General features: G+C 37.9%; 12 protein-coding genes and 1 CRISPR repeat array. Of the genes, 11 read left to right on the plus strand and 1 reads right to left on the minus strand.

Features of this window, described 5'->3' with window-relative positions:
• Nucleotides 1-136: 136 nt before the first annotated feature.
• From ACK4HU_RS18615 to cas2, 11 genes are all read left to right on the plus strand, one after another.
• The gene (locus ACK4HU_RS18615) at nucleotides 137-616 is read left to right on the plus strand and encodes a hypothetical protein (RefSeq protein WP_409809228.1); all 480 of its coding nucleotides are present in this window, start codon (nucleotides 137-139) and stop codon (nucleotides 614-616) included.
• Between the two features lie 53 nt (nucleotides 617-669).
• Nucleotides 670-1,053, plus strand: coding sequence for a hypothetical protein (locus ACK4HU_RS18620; RefSeq protein WP_409809229.1), 384 nt, complete (start codon nucleotides 670-672; stop codon nucleotides 1,051-1,053).
• Nucleotides 1,054-1,110: 57 nt separating this feature from the next.
• On the plus strand, nucleotides 1,111-1,779 hold the full coding sequence (locus ACK4HU_RS18625; RefSeq protein ID WP_409809263.1) for a sensor histidine kinase: 669 nt from the start codon (nucleotides 1,111-1,113) through the stop codon (nucleotides 1,777-1,779).
• On the plus strand, nucleotides 1,776-2,201 hold the full coding sequence (locus ACK4HU_RS18630; protein WP_409809230.1) for a response regulator: 426 nt from the start codon (nucleotides 1,776-1,778) through the stop codon (nucleotides 2,199-2,201). The genes ACK4HU_RS18625 and ACK4HU_RS18630 overlap by 4 nt, the downstream gene beginning before the upstream one ends.
• A gap of 312 nt (nucleotides 2,202-2,513) precedes the next feature.
• Complete coding sequence (locus ACK4HU_RS18635; protein WP_409809231.1) at nucleotides 2,514-3,017, plus strand: hypothetical protein; 504 nt, start codon at nucleotides 2,514-2,516, stop codon at nucleotides 3,015-3,017.
• 22 nt (nucleotides 3,018-3,039) lie between these two features.
• The gene (locus ACK4HU_RS18640) at nucleotides 3,040-3,588 is read left to right on the plus strand and encodes an RNA polymerase sigma factor (RefSeq protein ID WP_409809232.1); all 549 of its coding nucleotides are present in this window, start codon (nucleotides 3,040-3,042) and stop codon (nucleotides 3,586-3,588) included.
• The gene (locus ACK4HU_RS18645; protein ID WP_409809233.1) at nucleotides 3,575-4,933 is read left to right on the plus strand and encodes a hypothetical protein; all 1,359 of its coding nucleotides are present in this window, start codon (nucleotides 3,575-3,577) and stop codon (nucleotides 4,931-4,933) included. The genes ACK4HU_RS18640 and ACK4HU_RS18645 overlap by 14 nt, the downstream gene beginning before the upstream one ends.
• Nucleotides 4,934-5,284: 351 nt before the next feature.
• Nucleotides 5,285-10,294 carry a type II CRISPR RNA-guided endonuclease Cas9 gene (gene cas9, locus ACK4HU_RS18650; protein ID WP_409809234.1) on the plus strand — a complete coding sequence of 1,670 codons (5,010 nt, stop codon included), beginning with the start codon at nucleotides 5,285-5,287 and terminating at the stop codon, nucleotides 10,292-10,294.
• A 190-nt stretch (nucleotides 10,295-10,484) separates the two neighbouring features.
• Complete coding sequence (locus tag ACK4HU_RS18655) at nucleotides 10,485-11,093, plus strand: transposase (RefSeq protein ID WP_409809235.1); 609 nt, start codon at nucleotides 10,485-10,487, stop codon at nucleotides 11,091-11,093.
• A gap of 70 nt (nucleotides 11,094-11,163) precedes the next feature.
• Nucleotides 11,164-12,060 carry a type II CRISPR-associated endonuclease Cas1 gene (gene cas1, locus ACK4HU_RS18660; RefSeq protein ID WP_409809236.1) on the plus strand — a complete coding sequence of 299 codons (897 nt, stop codon included), beginning with the start codon at nucleotides 11,164-11,166 and terminating at the stop codon, nucleotides 12,058-12,060.
• Nucleotides 12,053-12,400, plus strand: a complete 348-nt coding sequence (cas2, locus tag ACK4HU_RS18665; protein WP_409809237.1) for a CRISPR-associated endonuclease Cas2 — start codon at nucleotides 12,053-12,055, stop codon at nucleotides 12,398-12,400. Before cas1 ends, cas2 begins: the two co-directional genes overlap by 8 nt.
• A 122-nt stretch (nucleotides 12,401-12,522) precedes the next feature.
• Nucleotides 12,523-19,399: a CRISPR direct-repeat array (repeat unit 46 nt; unit sequence GCTGTGATTTCCCTAGGAAAGTAACATTTTGAAAGCAATTCACAAC).
• A 166-nt stretch (nucleotides 19,400-19,565) separates the two neighbouring features.
• Here cas2 and ACK4HU_RS18670 read toward each other — a convergent pair.
• Nucleotides 19,566-20,294 carry a DUF4397 domain-containing protein gene (locus tag ACK4HU_RS18670; RefSeq protein ID WP_409809238.1) on the minus strand — a complete coding sequence of 243 codons (729 nt, stop codon included), beginning with the start codon at nucleotides 20,292-20,294 and terminating at the stop codon, nucleotides 19,566-19,568.
• Between the last annotated feature and the right edge of the window lie 222 nt (nucleotides 20,295-20,516).

Genomic DNA, 20,516 nt, shown 5'->3' on the forward strand with positions numbered 1-20,516 from the left:
TTCACTCGACCAATTCGACCAATATAATTAATTGATTTTTAGTGGATAGATGTTTCATGAGCATGAAAATTTTAAAATCTTTCAGTTCTGCTTCCTATCACTTAGATTTAGTTAATCAAACATCTAATTCCCCATTATGGAGCAGGTTTATGAATTCATTTCCAAACTGTTTGAGACAGGTGATTGGCCCGCAAGATGGGTATGTGGCAAATGGTCCTCTTTTCATGGGTGGCTGTACATTACCAGCGACATAGCCATTTGGTTGGCTTATTTTGTAATTCCGGCTATCATCATCTTTTTCATCCAAAAACGCCAGAATATTCCTTTTCTACCTGTATTCTGGTTGTTTGGAGCCTTTATTATTCTTTGTGGAAGTACTCACTTGATTGATGCAATCATGTTTTGGTGGCCAGGCTACCGAGTCAGCGCACTCCTGAGAGTATTGACAGCCTTGGTCAGTTTGGCAACAGCTTTCGTTCTCATTCGAGACTTGCCCAAGTTGATCGATATGAAGCCGGAAGATGAGCTAAAGACCTACGAGCTGGAAAGGCAATTAAAGGCATATGAAAATGAAATTATAGAATTAAAAAAACAGCTGAATAATAAAATAGACTGATGGCCTCCCCACGTCGACCATTTCTTTTAATTCAAAATGCCATTTTAATCTTTATGGCAACATTGATTGCTAGTGTTATTTTTTTGGTTGATCTGAATACTGATAGGACAGTTGCTGTTTCGGCGATGTACTCAGTAGTGATTTTATATAGTTGGTTATTACCGGGAAAATATGCCAGTATTTATACAGCTCTGATTTGCACGCTTTTGACACTTATTGCAGTGATACACACTGTGGAGATTTCCGACAATTTGAGTAATCTTTCCGGATTGAATATGGTGATTTCTTTTGTTGTCATCTGGACCTGTGTCTCATTAGTTTTCATTGCTAAAAGTAGTTTTTCTAGTTTAGAAGGGATCAACAAACAGCTCTCTGACAGTTCGGCAACATTGTTTGAAAAGGTAAAGGAATTGGATGAAAAACAAGATGAACTTTAAGCTCATAAAATCCAGCTGGAGAAGCTAAACTCGGGCTTACTAGTCAAAAATCGAGAGCTGGAACGCTTTACCAGTATAGCCAGCCATGATTTACAAGAGCCTATGAGAACCATTGGAAATATGGTTCATTTGATCGGAAAAAAGTATTCCGAAAATTTTGATGATCAAGGAAAAAAGATGCTTGATTATGTATCCACCGCCACTAAAAGGATGAATATCCTTATTAAAGGTTTGTTGGACTTTAGCAGAATTGGAAATAAGCGGGTTATTCAAAAAGTAGATTGTAACGAACTGGTTGAGACAATTGTGCTGGATTTTGAGGCGGCCTTGAAAGCTTCTAATGGAAAAGTGAAAATCGATAACCTGCCCGTCGTTGAGGGTAATCCAGTGGAGTTGCGGATGTTGTTTCAGAATCTGATCAGCAATGGATTAAAATTCAGGAAATCAGATAGTTCACCTGTATTAGAAGTGTTAGCAATCGAAAGTGAAACACATGTAGAGTTTTGTGTTAAGGATAATGGCATTGGAATTGACTCCAAAGACTATGAGAAAATTTTCTACATTTTCCAACGATTGCATCATACTGAGCAATACGAAGGAACTGGCCTTGGATTGGCCTACTGTCGAAAAATTGTAGAGCTACATGGAGGGAAGATATGGATCGATTCCATAAATGGTGTTGGTAGTTCATTTTATTTCACCTTATCGAAATCGAAAAGATCATGACAGATAAAATCAAGAAACTAGATTGCGTTCTGCTCATTGATGATGATGAAGCCACAAACTTCTATCATACCATAATTCTGGAAGAAGAATTCACGGGAGTTCATATCCAATCCGTGAGATCAGCAAAAGAAGGGTTGGATTTTTTGCTTTGTAATGGAAAATATGCAGAGTATCCGCAACCAGGTATCATTTTTCTGGACATTAATATGCCTGGGATGAATGGATGGGAATTTTTGGAGAAATACAATGAACTGACCAAAGATATTCATGAGAGATCAGTGGTGGTGATGCTGACGACCAGTTTAAACCCGGATGATCAGGAAAGAGCTGCCACAATCCCTGTCGTTAAAGAGTTTGTCATTAAACCGCTGACACCGGATACTTTTTGGAAAGTAGTGCACGAAAATTTTTTCATTGAGTAGGTAATTTTAAACGATTCATTTTCCAGTTCCTCGACATCCCAGTTCCTTGACATTTGCAATGTCGAGGTCCAGTTATAGGATTTGCAATCCGACAATTAATTCTCCGCCGAGCTTTGTATCCTTGCGAACAGCAATTCCTCACTACCCCGCTCTTTGAGTCCTGAAATCCCCGCTCCTCAACAGTTGCAAATTAGAGTTCCAGCCATAGGATTTCTAATTCGAAAAAGATTCAACTTCCCTGACAACATTTTTTTTCACTTACTTGTAGCGAATGGTTGGGCCCGTAACGTCATAGAATAAAAAAAATCACGCATGACCTCGGTTTTCCGATTTCTTCTTTTGGTATTTCTATGCAGCTGTTCGGTAGGTGACTCAGATCCAACGTTAGGATTTGCGGATTTCTATCAAGTACAGGGTTCGGGTTATCGGTTTACCGTAGATTCGGGTAGATATCAACGGATGGATTTCAACAGGAAGGATTCATCACTTTGTCAGGTTAATTTTGAGATCAAAAGCATCAAACGAAGCGGAAATGAACTCACCCTGGAAATTGAACGTCCAAAAGGGTGCTCCGGGACCTATGACTTGGTTTGGGATGGGAGATGGCAGGAATCTTCGCCACGGAGAATGCAGGTATATTTGACAGGATTATTCAACACTTGTTCGGTAAGTTCTGAAACTGAACGCGACTTGATCAAGGTAGATTTAGCCAAGGCTTTACGACAGACTCCTGAGGATCTGTTTACGATTTATCTCAGAGAGCATTGTAGCTTTCGGGATTTCAATTGTGTTGGAAATTGTGATTTGAAAATTTAGAAGAAACGTAGCGGAATTTGATTTGAACTGGTCTGACCAAGAGTTGATCGAAGGTTGCAAACTTCGGTCAAAAAAACATGAGGAGTACTTTTTTAAAAAATACTATGGCTACGTCATGGGGATCAGTCTGTCCTATTCCAAAAGCAGAGATTTGGCGCAGGAGATTGCTAATGACTCCTTTATGAAATGCTTTGATTCATTCAAAAAAATGGATCAAGCACCGGCACTCAAGTCTTGGCTGAGAAGAATCACCGTCAATACAGCGATAGATTATTACCGGAAAGACAAACGCTTCCAAAATCATCAGGAAGCAAATGGCGAAACTCCGGTTTTCGATGAAATATACGCCCCGGATCAGTTGGCTTTTGAGGATATCCTCAAACTCCTGCACAAACTGCCTGAGGATCTGCAATTGGTATTCAACCTCTATGAGGTCGAAGGATATAGTCATAGGGAAGTAGCCGATCGGTTGGAAATCACCGAAAGCTCCTCCCGGGTTTACCTGACGCGGGCAAAGACCAAGCTTCGTCAGTTGATTCAACAACACATGAAAGAATATGCAGGAAGATAAAACATCCAAATGGTTTGCATCCTTGCTGCGAAAGCAACAGGAAGAAAACCCACTTCCGTACGAATTGGGGGCATGGGAAGCTTTTGAGAAAAAGCGAATCGCCCTTGCCCGGAAGAAAACCGCCTATTGGATCTCCGGCATTGCTGCATCGCTAGCTTTACTGTTAGTTGTGGGAGGGCTTTGGCTTTCCAATGATTTTGATCCGAACAGTACGATGCCTTCCGAGCAACTTGCCTTGGAAGAAAAAATAGCTCTATCTCCTTCTGAAAGCGCAGAACCGATAAATCCTGAAAAATCAGAAGAAAAATTACTCGCTTTGGATGAGGAAAATCAAGCGAAAGAAGCTAAAGCTGCGCGCACAGTTTCTACTGAAATAAGAGTATCAACTTCAGTAAAGGAAAAACCAGTTTCTCCCAAAGAAAAAGTTCCTGTAGTTATGCAGGAATTCATTCCGGAACCGCTACAAAAAACCGAAATATCGAATCAAGCTACGGTAATCGAGCCATCTAATCCAAACATAAATCCTACAAAACCGGGATTGATGCAGTCCCTGATAGCAGGTGAAGAAAAAAATTCAGTTGAAAAAATCCTTAAAACTGAAGGACTAAAGGACAATGCGCTTACAGACAAAGCCTTGCCAAAGGACCCCGAACTCACCCAAGAAGAGATCGCAAAGATCCTGGAGACCCCATCTTCTGCAAGATTGGCACTGGGCTTATCTCCGGGTTATGGAGCATCTCAAACTAGCGCACAGGCAACAAGTGGTTCAAGTCTAGGTTTGGGAGTGATGGTGGATATGGATATTGTGGGCAAACTCAGTATAGGTTCTGGTCTGGCTGTCAATTACTTGAATCAGGCGAGTGAAAGCCAAAACTACTTGCAAGTGGCAGGTTTTTCCTCCCCGGTTACGGAGAAGAATGAGATTGCACAGGTTCAGGTGGATATTCCATTGTACTTCAAATACCCGATTACCCGATCTCAATCTATTTCAGTTCAGGCGGGATTTTCCAATCTGGTAACATTTAATCAAACTGCTGAAACAGAATCATCATACACTCGACAGGTGGCAGTATTTGATGCCAATGCTGCTGGCCTTTCAAATTCTTTTACGCTAAAGTCTGAATCAGCCAGTTTTTCATCAGCGTTGGATGTGCCTCAAAACCGATTTTTCCCTTTAGCCACAGCTAATTTGGGAGTAAACTTCCGCTTGCTCGAATCCAAAAAAACCAGTTATGAGTTGATGCCATTTTACAATCATCCCTTGCAGGATTTTTCAGGCTATGGCCAAAAGCTCGGGATGTTTGGAGCATCATTCAAGGTAAATTTTGGAACTATCCAACGATAAAAAATAGAATTCGAAACCAACTTAAAGCCAACTCGGAGCGATTCGGGGTGGTTTTTTTTTAGACCTGGCAGGTTTTCAAAACCTGCCAGGTCTTTTTGTGAAAATGACAATAATTGTCCGAAAAAGATCTCCAAAATCGCTTTTTTGTCAAAAAATACCCAGTACAGGGTATAGGTTTTTTAGTTGAGATAAATATCTTGCAGAAGATAAGGAGGTTAGAAAAAAGCAATCCCGGCTGATTGCTCAACCGGGACTCCCTTAAATGTTTTCACAACGGAATAATCCTTATTGTGAATTGCTTCAAAATGTTAAAGTGAAGATAGATTTTAAACTTTAAAATTTTTACAAAAGATGAAAAAAATTTTGGGATTGGATTTGGGGACTAACTCGATCGGCTGGGCGCTGATTGAAATTGACCACGAAAAGAGAATTGTTAAAATTTTAGGTTTAGGCTCACGTATTTTAACTATGGATGCCGCAGAAATCACCAAATTTGAAAGTGGTGCCAAAACTGAAAGCGGAGCATCAAAAAGAACAACACTTCGTTCTCAAAGAAAACTTAATGAAAGGTATTTAATGAGAAGAGATCGACTTCATTGTGTTTTAAATTTATTGAAGGCTCTTCCAGAACATTATAAATTATCCATTGAATTTGAAAATGAAAAAGGGAAACGTAGTGGCAAATTTAAAAAGGGAGCCGAAGAAAAGTTAGCCTATTACCAAGATGACAATGGAAAATTTCATTTCCTTTTTATAGACGCTTATAATCAGATGGAAAATGATTTTAGGAAAAAATATCCTGAAATGTTTTATCATAAAAGAAATGGCAACGAAACTAAGATCCCTCATGATTGGACTTTATACTATTTAAGACATAAAGCAGTTACCGATAAAGATTTTGAACTTACCAAAGAACAATTGGCGTGGATTACTTTAAGTTTTAATCAAAAAAGGGGGTATGAAAAGGTAATTGGTCAAGATGAAAAAGTGCAGAAAGAAGGAGAATTAACTGATGGTTTTGTGGGGAAAGTACAAAGCGTTACCAAGATCGAAAATGAAGATACTTACGAAATTGTTTTGGTTGATAACAATAATGAAGCCATTGAATTATTTAAATATAAAGAAGAAACAAAAATTCCAATTACAGAAATTGGAGATTTAAAGGAAGTCGAAATTGTTTCAAAGTATGATGATGAAGGTACAATTGATACTAAGAAGATAGAATATATCATTAATGAAGTTCGTGAATTTTCAATCATTGATGTTAGAAATTCTGGAAAAAAAATAAAGGAAAATTTTGTCTTTGAAATTGAATTGGAAACTGGTTGGATAAAGGAACAACAGAGTAAGTTCACACCAAAATGGAAAGATACCAAGCGAGATTTTATCATAAAAACTAAATATGATGAAAATGGAAATAGAATATTAAAAGGGGCTGATAAAGGCAGAAGTATCAACATTCCAAAGGAAGAAGATTGGACTTTGATGAAACTAAAGACTGAAACTTCACTTACATCCTTCAATACAAAAAACAATACCAAAGGCGTTGCTTCTTTTGTTTACTACAATTTTCTGAAAAATCCAAAACAGAAAATTAAAGCAGATTTAATCACGGTTATTGAAAGAGATTATTACCGAGAAGAGTTGGATGTTATCTATAAAAATCAGGAACAATTTCATCCTGAATTAAAAAATAGAAATTTGTACGAACAAGCTGTTCAACTTCTCTATCCAAATAATACTAATCATCAAAAATCAATTAAAGAATTAGATTTTAACCATTTAATTAAAGAAGATATTTTACTCTATCAAAGGGATTTAAAGTCAAAGAAATCTTTGATTACTGATTGTGCTTACGAGAAAGAGAACTACGAACGTACAGATGAGAAAACTGGAAAGAAGTATAGAAAACCGATAAAAGCAATACACAAAGCAAATCCTCTTTATCAAGAATTTAGGCTTTGGCAATTCATCAAAAGGCTTAAAATTATTAAAAAAGAAGATGTTGTCAATGAACAAATTATATTCAATCTTGATGTTACTGGTCATTTGCTAACTCATGAACTAAAAGAGGAAATATATGCCTTTTTGAATGACAAAGAAAGCGTTACAGAAAAAGATGTTCTTGGGTTTCTAAATAAAAAGCACAAAGATATAGAGATTAAATCAGAAAGTTACAAATGGAATCTTGCCTCTGAAAAAGAACCTTGTAATCCAACGCGGTATAAATTTATCCTGCTTTCAAAAAGAGTTTTGGGCTCAAAATATAAAGAATTTCTTACTGCAGAAAATGAGTACAGCCTTTGGCATTTCTTTTATTCTGTAAAGAAGAAAGATGAATTTAATAAAGGCTTAAAAAATATCATTAGCAGATTACTTGAAAAATCAGATTTATCTCAAGATTTTTTAAATGAGTTAATTAAAAGTTTCAGTTCTTTTGGAGGTTACACCAATGATTATGGCACCTATTCTGAAAAAGCAATCAAAAAAATGTTGCCTTTTTTAAGGCTCGGAAAGTATTGGAATGAAAAAAATGTTGAAGATATTTTATCCAAAGCAGATCAAGAGGTAAAACTAAAGGTTTTAGATAAAGAAGAAATAAATGGCGAGTTAAAAGACTTCCAAGGTCTTTGGGTTTCGAGTGCTTCTTATTTGGTTTATGGACGCTATTCTGAAGTAGGCGAAGTGCAGTTTTGGCAATCGCCTTATGATATTGAGAATTACTTGAAAAATGAATTTAAGCAACATTCTTTAAATAATCCTACGGTAGAAAAGATTTTGGTTGAAACCCTTCACGTTGTAAAAGATATTTGGAAATACTACGGAGAAGAAATTGGTACAGATGAAGAAGGAAGAATTATTTACAATAAATTATTCAGCAGAATTCACATCGAATTAGGTCGGGAAATGCAAAAGAATAATAAGCAAAAGGAAAAAGACGATAAGAACAACAAAGAAAACAGAAAAGCCAACGAGAGAATTATTGAACTTCTTAGAGAATTAAAAAGAAATAATTCTTCACTTCATGAAAAATCGCCTTTCCAACAAGAAAAATTAAGAATACTAGAAGAGAGCCTTTTGTCATCAATCGAATATGATAAAGATAGCACTGAATATGAATTATCTAATGGCAAAATTACTAAGAAAGAAATCAAAGAAATAACGACAAAAGAGTTTTCTAAAATTAGCAGAAGTGATTTTGAACGATATAAACTTTGGCTTGACCAAAGATACCAATCTCCTTACACAGGCAAGTTCATCAAATTATCTGATTTGTTCGATAGAAAAAAATATGAGATTGAACACATCTTTCCACAAGAACGTATCACGCTAAATTCACTTTATAATAAAGTGATTTGTGAAACGGAGATTAATAAAGAGAAAAAATCTGCGACAGGTTACGGATTTATTTTTAAGGCAAAATCAAAAAAAGTGTATTGTTCTGCTCACGATACACAAACTGCGATAATTAGTATTCACGAATATGAAGAATTAGTAAAAAATAATTTTTCTGGAAAGAAAAGAGAAATTTTGTTGAGCAAAGAAATACCAGAAGAGTTTACCAATAGTCAATTGAACAACAGTCAATATATTTCCAAAATGGCGATGAAGTTGCTAAGCAACATTGTAAGAGAAAAAGACGAAGATACTTTCCGCTCCAAAAATGTTTTAGCAACAAATGGCAAAATTACCTCAACATTAAAAAGGCATTGGCAATTAAATGATGCTTGGAATGAAATTATTTCTCCAAGATTTAAACGATTAAATGAATTAACCAATTCTAATTTATTTGGAGGCTATAGGGAAATAAATGGGCATCAAGTTTTTATCAATACAGTTCCCGAAGAGGCAAACAAAAATTTTGACCCGAAGAGAATTGACCATCGCCATCATGCTTTGGATGCTTTGGTAATTGCATTAACAACTGAAAATCACGTTCAATATCTCAATAATATTTCATCACAAGAAGAGAATGATGATGAAAAATTAAAAACAAGAAAAGGGATTAAGTACCAATTGACAAACTCTAGAAAAGGATTTAATGATGAAAAAGAATGGTATTTTCTTCCACCAGCTCAAATAAAAACAAAAGATGGCATTGATGAGGTTGAATATCAATTTGGAGAAACAAAAAGCAAAGTGTTTAAAGAAATTGCCCAAAACGCACTCGAAAATACCATTGCAAGTTTCAAACAAAAAAATCGTGTTATTCGTCAGAGATGGAATAAATATTTAAAACTTGAAGACGGAAAAATAAATGTTATAAAACAAGAAGGTTTAAAAGAAGTTGAAAATTATAACGTTAGAAAACGACTCCACGAAGATACTTTTTACGGAAAAGTGAAATTGCAGAATAAAACTATTACTGTCAGTTTAGAAAAATATTTAAATGAAAAATTTGATTTGGTTGATATTGAATTATTGAAAGAGATAAACAATTTAAAAAAGATTGATAGTAAATCATTTAAACAAATAATTGAAGAATTAGGAAGTAAATATCCAACGGTAAATGTTTATGAAAAATTTGTAGCAACCCGTTTTGGAAATGAGTTGACAAATTTTGCTCAGATACCATCAGAAAAAATAATAAAAGCAATTCAATCCATTACCGATACAGGAATTCAACGTATAATAGAAAATCATCTTGATAATTATAAAGAAATTATTGATGACAAAACGAGATTTGATACAGAAAATGCTTTTTCTTCTGATGGTGTAAAAGAATTAAATAACAAGATTATGGAACTAAACAACGGGAAATTTCATCATCCAATTTATAAAGTAAGAACAAGCGATGCTATGGGAACTAAATTTTCAGTATCGGAAGAAGGACAAAAAAGCACAAAATATGTTGTTACAGCGGCAGGAAGTAATGCATTCTGTGGTTTTTATCAAAAAGGAACCGATAGAAAATTTTACATACCAACTTTAAGAGAGTCGGTTGAAAGCTTAAAACAAGGTTTCAAGCCATGTCCAGCTACACATCCTGAAGACCCGGATTTCAAATTAAGTTTTGTATTAAACCCAAGCGATTTAGTATATGTTCCAGCACCGGAAGAAATGGAGAATCCGAACTGGGTTGATTTTACAGTGATGAAAAAAGAACAAATGAATAGGATATATAAATTTACAGATGGAAGTGGTAGCACAATGAATTTTGTGCCTGCAAATATTGCAAGTTTACTTTTCAACATGCCAAATAAGGAGCAAGAAAAGGTAGAGATTAAACTACCTATTCAAAATGAATTAGGGTTAGGAAGTCCACAATCTAAAAACCAAAATTCTCTTGATGGTATTCAAATTAAATCTATTTGTTGGAAGCTTAAAGTTGACAGGTTAGGAAATATTTCAAAATTGTAAAAAATGGATTATTCTCAATCTTTCCATTTCTACAATCACGGCAACGGAAATGAGAATATTTCCCGGAGGAGGAGAATTATATGTTTTTTCTTCAGCAATACGCGAAATACCAATCGGATGTAATTGAGACTTATTTAACTTTTCCAAAGTTCGAAACTTTGGAAAAGTTGGAGTTTCGAACTATAAATAGATGCAAATGGAACTAGGGCAAACCTATCACATCTACAACCACGCCAACGGAACCGAAAACATTTTTCCGGAAGAGGAGAATTATAGATTTTTTCTTCAGCAATACGAAAAGTACCTAGTCGATGTCGTGGATACTTATGCTTACTGCTTGATGCCTAATCATTTTCACCTGTTAGTGGGAGTGAAGGGGGATTCAGACCTGGCAGGTTTTCAAAACCTGCCAGGTCTTTCGAGTACCAACCTCGGCCATTCCTCCAGAAATCCTGCAATAAAAGCATTTAGCGATTTCTTCAATTCTTACACAAAGGCTTTCAATAAGAGATTTGAAAGAAGGGGAAGCCTATTTGTCAAGCATTTCAAACGAACTCCTATCCTCGATGAAAAACAATGGCAGGAAGCATTCCTTTATATCCATTTAAATCCGATCAAACATGGTTTTGTGAAAGAAATTCAAGATTGGAAATGGTCGAGTTGGCATGCGTATCAACAGCCAGAGAAGCCATCTAATCTTAATAGAAATTACTATCTGAATTTCTTTGATGGGCCATCGCATATTCAAGAAATGATGGAAACAAAGAAAGAATGGCTTTCGAATAAAGAATATGAGTAGTTAGGCAAGTTCAGACCTGCCAGGTTTTTAAAACCTGGCAGGTCTTTTAGTTTTCTAAAACAAATTTAAAATGATCAAACGAACCTTATTCTTCGGAAATCCCGCGTACCTCAGTACTAAAAATGAGCAAGTGCTTATTTCTTTTCCTGAAGTAGATAAGCCAAGTAGGAGCGTTCCAATTGAGGACTTGGGTATGATCGTTTTGGAAAATCAGCAGATCACCGTTACCAATGGACTTCTGGCAAAACTCACCGAAAAAAAAATTGCCGTAGTAACCTGTAACAGTCAGCATCTACCAGATGGTTTGCTTCTCCCGATGCATGGTCATTCCGAACAGGCGGAACGGATTCGCCACCAACTCAATGCTTCGCTACCCTTGAAAAAAAACCTTTGGCAACAAACCATCACTGCCAAAATCCAAAATCAAGCGGCACTACTGAAAGAAAAGGGAAAGGATTCTGCCAGAATGCATTACTTGGCAAAAAATGTAAATTCCGGTGACAGTGGTAATCATGAGGCGCAGGCTGCAGCAATTTATTGGCAAAGTATTTTTGATTTGGAAGACTTCAATCGAGGACAGTCGGGCATTCCTCCGAATAATCTATTGAACTACGGATATGCGATTCTCAGGGCAGTGATCGCAAGAGCTTTGGTGTCTTCGGGTATGTTTCCAGGAGTAGGAATCTGGCACCGGAACAAATACAACGCTTATTGCCTTGCGGATGATATTATGGAGCCCTATCGTCCATTTGTTGACCTTGTAGTTTGTCATTTGGTCGAAACATTGGACGACTATTCCGAATTGACCACTGAGATTAAGAAGGAACTGCTGAGTATTCCTGCATTGGATGTGAGAATTGATGGGCAAAAAAGTCCGCTGATGGTCGCTGCGAGCCGAACCACCAGTTCGCTATATGATTGTTTTGCCGGAGTAAGCCGAAAAATCATTTATCCGGACTATGAATGAAAACTATTATTCAAGACTTAATGCCTATCGAAGTTTGTGGGTCCTAGTTTTCTTCGATCTACCGACTGAAACTCGGAAAGACAGAAAGATCGCAACCAAATTCCGGAAAAATCTATTGGATAATGGATTCGCAATGTTTCAGTTTTCGATCTATATGAGATTTTGCGCCAGCAGAGAAAATGCCGATGTGCATACCAAGCGGGTTCGGAGTAATCTTCCTCCAAAAGGAAAAGTTGGAATAATGCAGATTACCGATAAGCAATTTGGTATGATGGAAGTTTTTTATGGGACTAAACCAATGGAAACTGAACCGCCTGCGCAACAGTTGGAGTTGTTTTAACAAGACCTGGCAGGTTTTCAAAACCTGCCAGGTCTCAGCAAGCCACTCCTCTAATAAACCTCATTTTTCAATTCTAATTTGGGTCCTAAAAAACAGCATACCAGCCACTTAGCGTGGGGTATGCTGTGATTTCCCTAGGAAAGTAACATTTTGAAAGCAATTCACAACGTACTCACTTCAATTACGACTTCAGAAACTGCTGTGATTTCCCTAGGAAAGTAACATTTTGAAAGCAATTCACAACAGGAGATGGCGGTGATCCATTTCAGGGTCAGCTGTGATTTCCCTAGGAAAGTAACATTTTGAAAGCAATTCACAACAGTATGTGAAATCAAAAGACCCTGTAAATTGCTGTGATTTCCCTAGGAAAGTAACATTTTGAAAGCAATTCACAACGTTCTCCCTCGGTAGTAATGCACTTTCTTTGCTGTGATTTCCCTAGGAAAGTAACATTTTGAAAGCAATTCACAACCTGATGACCCATGCGAGGTTGTCCGGTCTTGCTGTGATTTCCCTAGGAAAGTAACATTTTGAAAGCAATTCACAACCAATCAGGCAAAATTTTACAGAGATGGGTCGCTGTGATTTCCCTAGGAAAGTAACATTTTGAAAGCAATTCACAACTTGGTTGCCTTTGTAAATCGGTGCTGCCCAGCTGTGATTTCCCTAGGAAAGTAACATTTTGAAAGCAATTCACAACAGCAAGCTCAATGGTATGTAAAGGAAGGGAGCTGTGATTTCCCTAGGAAAGTAACATTTTGAAAGCAATTCACAACAAATCTTTCGAAAGGACGTTCAAAAGGTCGGCTGTGATTTCCCTAGGAAAGTAACATTTTGAAAGCAATTCACAACAATGGGATCTAAGCAGAATTTAACCAAGGCGCTGTGATTTCCCTAGGAAAGTAACATTTTGAAAGCAATTCACAACACGATCAAAGGTTTACATTTATAAGAGGAAGCTGTGATTTCCCTAGGAAAGTAACATTTTGAAAGCAATTCACAACGAACAGGCTGGCCTGGAAGATCCCCGACCTGCTGTGATTTCCCTAGGAAAGTAACATTTTGAAAGCAATTCACAACTTTTCGACCCGACAGCTTTACATGGGTAATGCTGTGATTTCCCTAGGAAAGTAACATTTTGAAAGCAATTCACAACGTTAAATCCGCTGCCAACAAATGGTCAGAGGCTGTGATTTCCCTAGGAAAGTAACATTTTGAAAGCAATTCACAACGGGTATCAACCAAGGGTTTCAAAGCCATTTGCTGTGATTTCCCTAGGAAAGTAACATTTTGAAAGCAATTCACAACCTAGCTATTACGGGGGAAATGTGGTTGAAGGCTGTGATTTCCCTAGGAAAGTAACATTTTGAAAGCAATTCACAACCGGTTCTAGTCACATCAATATCAAGTTAACGCTGTGATTTCCCTAGGAAAGTAACATTTTGAAAGCAATTCACAACGAGATGAAGAAATGGGTGGACTAATGATGAGCTGTGATTTCCCTAGGAAAGTAACATTTTGAAAGCAATTCACAACAAGAAATTGCAGTGATTGACGGATTGATAAGCTGTGATTTCCCTAGGAAAGTAACATTTTGAAAGCAATTCACAACGATCCTTTCGATTGTTCCTTTTAGCTGCCGCTGTGATTTCCCTAGGAAAGTAACATTTTGAAAGCAATTCACAACTCAAACTCAGCAACGGCCCCTAAATTTCCAGCTGTGATTTCCCTAGGAAAGTAACATTTTGAAAGCAATTCACAACAGGTATTTAGGCTGCTTAATGGCATGGTCTGCTGTGATTTCCCTAGGAAAGTAACATTTTGAAAGCAATTCACAACGGCTATTGCACGATTCAGTCGGGCTTGACTGCTGTGATTTCCCTAGGAAAGTAACATTTTGAAAGCAATTCACAACTGGTTTTGGCTCAGGTAAGTGCCAAATTCCGCTGTGATTTCCCTAGGAAAGTAACATTTTGAAAGCAATTCACAACAGCGATTAGACGTTTTTGGAGATTTGGACAGCTGTGATTTCCCTAGGAAAGTAACATTTTGAAAGCAATTCACAACCGGCAGTGTAGATGCCCTAGGCAATAGCTTGCTGTGATTTCCCTAGGAAAGTAACATTTTGAAAGCAATTCACAACACTGCACATTGTCCCGCACGGCCACTGCCTGCTGTGATTTCCCTAGGAAAGTAACATTTTGAAAGCAATTCACAACCGAATGATAAACCCACTCGCATACATTCCAGCTGTGATTTCCCTAGGAAAGTAACATTTTGAAAGCAATTCACAACTAAGGGTAGGCATTGGAATAGTCTGCATCAGCTGTGATTTCCCTAGGAAAGTAACATTTTGAAAGCAATTCACAACATGATGTGCTGCAGAACTACACGACCTATGGCTGTGATTTCCCTAGGAAAGTAACATTTTGAAAGCAATTCACAACTTAAACCTGCTTCGATTGCTTCGTCTAATGGCTGTGATTTCCCTAGGAAAGTAACATTTTGAAAGCAATTCACAACGTGCTACGTATCCGAATCCCACTGTCCAAGGCTGTGATTTCCCTAGGAAAGTAACATTTTGAAAGCAATTCACAACGATAACTGCCATGTAATGAAAGTAATACATGCTGTGATTTCCCTAGGAAAGTAACATTTTGAAAGCAATTCACAACAAGGAAAATCCCACAGTGTGGGTTCAATTTGCTGTGATTTCCCTAGGAAAGTAACATTTTGAAAGCAATTCACAACCTAGCCAGTTGTCTTCAGGTACTGGATCTGCTGTGATTTCCCTAGGAAAGTAACATTTTGAAAGCAATTCACAACGCTTCTCTGGTTTAATTCCTTCTGCTTTGGGCTGTGATTTCCCTAGGAAAGTAACATTTTGAAAGCAATTCACAACATCCAGCCATTCGGCATGCATTCAGCAACTGCTGTGATTTCCCTAGGAAAGTAACATTTTGAAAGCAATTCACAACCTGTTTTCCTTCGATTCAAACTTTGTGCTGGCTGTGATTTCCCTAGGAAAGTAACATTTTGAAAGCAATTCACAACAAGTACTTAAGAGTTGGGTGGATTCAAAAAGCTGTGATTTCCCTAGGAAAGTAACATTTTGAAAGCAATTCACAACCAAAGAACTCCAGCAATCAAAGGGTCTGTTGCTGTGATTTCCCTAGGAAAGTAACATTTTGAAAGCAATTCACAACTTACTCGTGAATCTATCTAACCGCAAAGGCGCTGTGATTTCCCTAGGAAAGTAACATTTTGAAAGCAATTCACAACAGCATCAAGGCTCCTAATACTGCTTCTTCTGCTGTGATTTCCCTAGGAAAGTAACATTTTGAAAGCAATTCACAACAGTAGTGAGAAGTAAGTGGTCAGTGGTCAGCTGTGATTTCCCTAGGAAAGTAACATTTTGAAAGCAATTCACAACTAGGTGTCGAGTGTCTTGGCTACTTCCTTGGCTGTGATTTCCCTAGGAAAGTAACATTTTGAAAGCAATTCACAACTGTACTGCTGACGATGTTCCACATCCTGAAGCTGTGATTTCCCTAGGAAAGTAACATTTTGAAAGCAATTCACAACTGAAGACTACAAATCAAAAATATACCACAAGCTAAGATTTCCCTAGGAAAGTAACATTTTGAAAGCAATTCACAACAAAGGAGAAGCGACTCATATCAACGACAATGCTGTGATTTCCCTAGGAAAGTAACATTTTGAAAGCAATTCACAACATGAAGAGGATTACACCACTTCAGAAAAAGGCTGTGATTTCCCTAGGAAAGTAACATTTTGAAAGCAATTCACAACAGGATCAGAGTGGTCTCGTATTCCTTGCCGGCTGTGATTTCCCTAGGAAAGTAACATTTTGAAAGCAATTCACAACTTGGGCGACTCGGTGGAGATGACAAAAGTTGCTGTGATTTCCCTAGGAAAGTAACATTTTGAAAGCAATTCACAACCTCACAGGAGCGCAAGACTCAGGAGTCAAAGCTGTGATTTCCCTAGGAAAGTAACATTTTGAAAGCAATTCACAACGCATCTCCTGCCGTCATCTCAAGCCAGTGGGCTGTGATTTCCCTAGGAAAGTAACATTTTGAAAGCAATTCACAACAAGCTATTGTCAAGTGCCTGAATTAAGTTGGCTGTGATTTCCCTAGGAAAGTAACATTTTGAAAGCAATTCACAACAGGTATGGACTAATGCGCTCACTGTAGAAAGCTGTGATTTCCCTAGGAAAGTAACATTTTGAAAGCAATTCACAACGAATCTTAGCAAAAGGCTGACCTGTGGCAAGCTGTGATTTCCCTAGGAAAGTAACATTTTGAAAGCAATTCACAACGCCGTGCCTCCTGCTGCATCTCCATCGAAAGCTGTGATTTCCCTAGGAAAGTAACATTTTGAAAGCAATTCACAACCTGTCAACTCAGTCACCTGCTCAGAGGCTGTGCTGTGATTTCCCTAGGAAAGTAACATTTTGAAAGCAATTCACAACGCCAAGTGAAGTAATCCACAAAAGCGCATTGCTGTGATTTCCCTAGGAAAGTAACATTTTGAAAGCAATTCACAACAAAGACTTGTTGCAGGTTTCGTTCCGAAGCGCTGTGATTTCCCTAGGAAAGTAACATTTTGAAAGCAATTCACAACTGATTGATTTCGATTTGTTTCTGAAGCTTGCTGTGATTTCCCTAGGAAAGTAACATTTTGAAAGCAATTCACAACAAGTGGCGCAATACTGCTCCAATATGAAGCGCTGTGATTTCCCTAGGAAAGTAACATTTTGAAAGCAATTCACAACGGCAGCTGTGAGCGCATCTTCCAGCGTTCCGCTGTGATTTCCCTAGGAAAGTAACATTTTGAAAGCAATTCACAACAGCATAATGCTCTTCCTTTCTATCAAGAAGCTGTGATTTCCCTAGGAAAGTAACATTTTGAAAGCAATTCACAACTGAATTAAAAGCATCCACAAACTCACGTAAGCTGTGATTTCCCTAGGAAAGTAACATTTTGAAAGCAATTCACAACAATGAGGGTATAGAAGATGCTCCAAACAGCGCTGTGATTTCCCTAGGAAAGTAACATTTTGAAAGCAATTCACAACGGCCTACTGCTTAAAGCGGGGGTAAATCTTGCTGTGATTTCCCTAGGAAAGTAACATTTTGAAAGCAATTCACAACAGGTAAGCAGAGTACATCCAAACGAGTTTGCTGTGATTTCCCTAGGAAAGTAACATTTTGAAAGCAATTCACAACGAAACGCCAAACCAATAGAACGATACCTCAGCTGTGATTTCCCTAGGAAAGTAACATTTTGAAAGCAATTCACAACCACAGCCTGATCCTCAGGAGCCGATTGTTGGCTGTGATTTCCCTAGGAAAGTAACATTTTGAAAGCAATTCACAACCAGAAAGAACGGTAACGTTTACCACCACAAGCTGTGATTTCCCTAGGAAAGTAACATTTTGAAAGCAATTCACAACGGATCTGCTCCTGCTGGCTGAGTTGGCTTCGCTGTGATTTCCCTAGGAAAGTAACATTTTGAAAGCAATTCACAACGCAACCTGTGGGTTGAATTTTCTATATTTGGCTGTGATTTCCCTAGGAAAGTAACATTTTGAAAGCAATTCACAACAAGTGCTGGACGCAAAACACACACGGGGCTGCTGTGATTTCCCTAGGAAAGTAACATTTTGAAAGCAATTCACAACGTGGGCTGTCTGGAGACATCGTGGACTCGGCTGTGATTTCCCTAGGAAAGTAACATTTTGAAAGCAATTCACAACTTTGCGCTCTTATGGGTATTTGCCAACCTCGCTGTGATTTCCCTAGGAAAGTAACATTTTGAAAGCAATTCACAACGAAAGCAGGGTGGAAGGTCGATTGTGGAGAGCTGTGATTTCCCTAGGAAAGTAACATTTTGAAAGCAATTCACAACAGAAAGGAAACACAAATCGAATCTTCGGATGCTGTGATTTCCCTAGGAAAGTAACATTTTGAAAGCAATTCACAACAGGTATTGGATGTTTGATGTCGGATGACCGGCTGTGATTTCCCTAGGAAAGTAACATTTTGAAAGCAATTCACAACTCTAAGTCTAACTTAGAATTATCTGAATTAGCTGTGATTTCCCTAGGAAAGTAACATTTTGAAAGCAATTCACAACGTATTTACAGCCCTTTAGCTGGCAGAACTAGCTGTGATTTCCCTAGGAAAGTAACATTTTGAAAGCAATTCACAACTTCTGGAGAAAAAGGTTTGTAGTCCCGCTTGCTGTGATTTCCCTAGGAAAGTAACATTTTGAAAGCAATTCACAACCCCAAGTATTGGTGGCTATCAGTGTGGTAAGCTGTGATTTCCCTAGGAAAGTAACATTTTGAAAGCAATTCACAACCAACAGTTCAAAACCCTTTTAAAGAATTAGGCTGTGATTTCCCTAGGAAAGTAACATTTTGAAAGCAATTCACAACCCGGTCAGCCGTCCATGTTGCAGGTAAGCGCTGTGATTTCCCTAGGAAAGTAACATTTTGAAAGCAATTCACAACAATCATTACTAAGCTAGCAGAGAAGCGGAAGCTGTGATTTCCCTAGGAAAGTAACATTTTGAAAGCAATTCACAACGGGGGTTAGCCGCTGCAATAGGGCCTTTGCGCTGTGATTTCCCTAGGAAAGTAACATTTTGAAAGCAATTCACAACACTCTTTTAACCGTAATAAACGGTGTTAATGCTGTGATTTCCCTAGGAAAGTAACATTTTGAAAGCAATTCACAACTTCATTAACTCTTTAGGTAACAGATCACAAGCTGTGATTTCCCTAGGAAAGTAACATTTTGAAAGCAATTCACAACGGAGTTTTCATTAAAGCTCCTCCAATAGTGCTGTGATTTCCCTAGGAAAGTAACATTTTGAAAGCAATTCACAACCAAAAATATGAAAGCTAAAAAACACGCTTGCTGTGATTTCCCTAGGAAAGTAACATTTTGAAAGCAATTCACAACGGGCGATGAGCGCATCGGTGTTGCGCCAAAGCTGTGAAAACCTGGCGGGTTTTTGAAACCTGCCAGGTTTGAGATTGATCAATCCTGTTTCCCAAACCAAAAAAAAATCCCGAAGCCCCCCAGCTCCGAGAAAAAAACCAAAAAAATAAGGCGTCTTTTGAAAAGTTTAATAATTGATATAGTTGGTTACCAGCTGAAGATCAAGCTTTTTGTCTCCGGTGCTTTCAGCGCTTAGGCCTCTTAGAATCAGGGAATAGACTCGGTTACCTTGGATTTCTAAAGTCCCAGTTTGAATCAGGATTGCGTTTGTTTCCTTCGATTTCACTCGGAGTGTGTAGTTGCCTTTGTTTACTTCTTTAAAGTCAGAAATTGCCTTAAAGCTTGATTCAGGTATCAGTGGATTGGTCGAGCCTGAGATTTCCAAATAAACTGGTTCGGTATCTGAGGAAAGGTGGACAAATCTCAGTTGGGACTTTTCTGCCACCGGATCTTTCCAGATGTCTTTTATCAAAATCGCATCGATGCCGGCAGCTTTGTCTGCCACAAAGATGGAATACACAGAATCTGCTTTCAGTACAAAGTTCTTTTCCAGAAGTGCTGTGGCAGAATTGAAAGCCGAAAATCTGAAATCTCGGGTGCCCGTGAAGAATGCACTATAAGGAATTATTTGGCTGTAAGTCAAAGGAGATTGATTCACACGATTTTGATTCGCAAAAACGTCCATGGCAGGAGCGGCTGTAGAGCCTTGGAAAATCGAAACATAAGCGGCAGGAGGTAATTGCGGAGATTCGAGGTTGACTAAGCACCCGGTCAATGCAAGGGAACCTACAATGAGGCTAGCAGCGAATTTTAATCTTTTTCGAATTGGCATTTTAATTTTTGAGGTGAAGTACATAAAGCGTTGGGTTAAGTTTCAAATACATCACCATGACGAAGAGCCACTGTTTTTCGCTTCAATCAGGGCCTAAAAAAAATTCAAAAAAATTCAAGGGGAATAAGTAATTACTTAGAATTGAGACGGATTAACGTTGGATTTTTATTTAAAAATAAAAGGTGAACCTAAGATTTGATCTACTCTTTGATCCAAAGAATTCGGAAATTGCAGGAAACCTAAAAA

The organism is Algoriphagus sp. (assembly GCF_046296635.1).
GTDB lineage: Bacteria > Bacteroidota > Bacteroidia > Cytophagales > Cyclobacteriaceae > Algoriphagus.

Excerpts from the sequence above, each read along its gene's own strand:
- ACK4HU_RS18615 (WP_409809228.1), top strand. The coding sequence starts at position 137 with ATGGAGCAGGTTTATGAATTCATTTCCAAACTGTTTGAGACAGGTGAT.
- ACK4HU_RS18620 (WP_409809229.1), top strand. The coding sequence starts at position 670 with ATGGCAACATTGATTGCTAGTGTTATTTTTTTGGTTGATCTGAATACT.
- ACK4HU_RS18630 (WP_409809230.1), top strand. The coding sequence starts at position 1,776 with ATGACAGATAAAATCAAGAAACTAGATTGCGTTCTGCTCATTGATGAT.
- ACK4HU_RS18635 (WP_409809231.1), top strand. The coding sequence starts at position 2,514 with ATGACCTCGGTTTTCCGATTTCTTCTTTTGGTATTTCTATGCAGCTGT.
- ACK4HU_RS18645 (WP_409809233.1), top strand. The coding sequence starts at position 3,575 with ATGCAGGAAGATAAAACATCCAAATGGTTTGCATCCTTGCTGCGAAAG.
- cas9 (WP_409809234.1), top strand. The coding sequence starts at position 5,285 with ATGAAAAAAATTTTGGGATTGGATTTGGGGACTAACTCGATCGGCTGG.
- ACK4HU_RS18655 (WP_409809235.1), top strand. The coding sequence starts at position 10,485 with ATGCAAATGGAACTAGGGCAAACCTATCACATCTACAACCACGCCAAC.
- cas1 (WP_409809236.1), top strand. The coding sequence starts at position 11,164 with ATGATCAAACGAACCTTATTCTTCGGAAATCCCGCGTACCTCAGTACT.
- cas2 (WP_409809237.1), top strand. The coding sequence starts at position 12,053 with ATGAATGAAAACTATTATTCAAGACTTAATGCCTATCGAAGTTTGTGG.
- ACK4HU_RS18670 (WP_409809238.1), bottom strand. The coding sequence starts at position 20,294 with ATGTACTTCACCTCAAAAATTAAAATGCCAATTCGAAAAAGATTAAAA.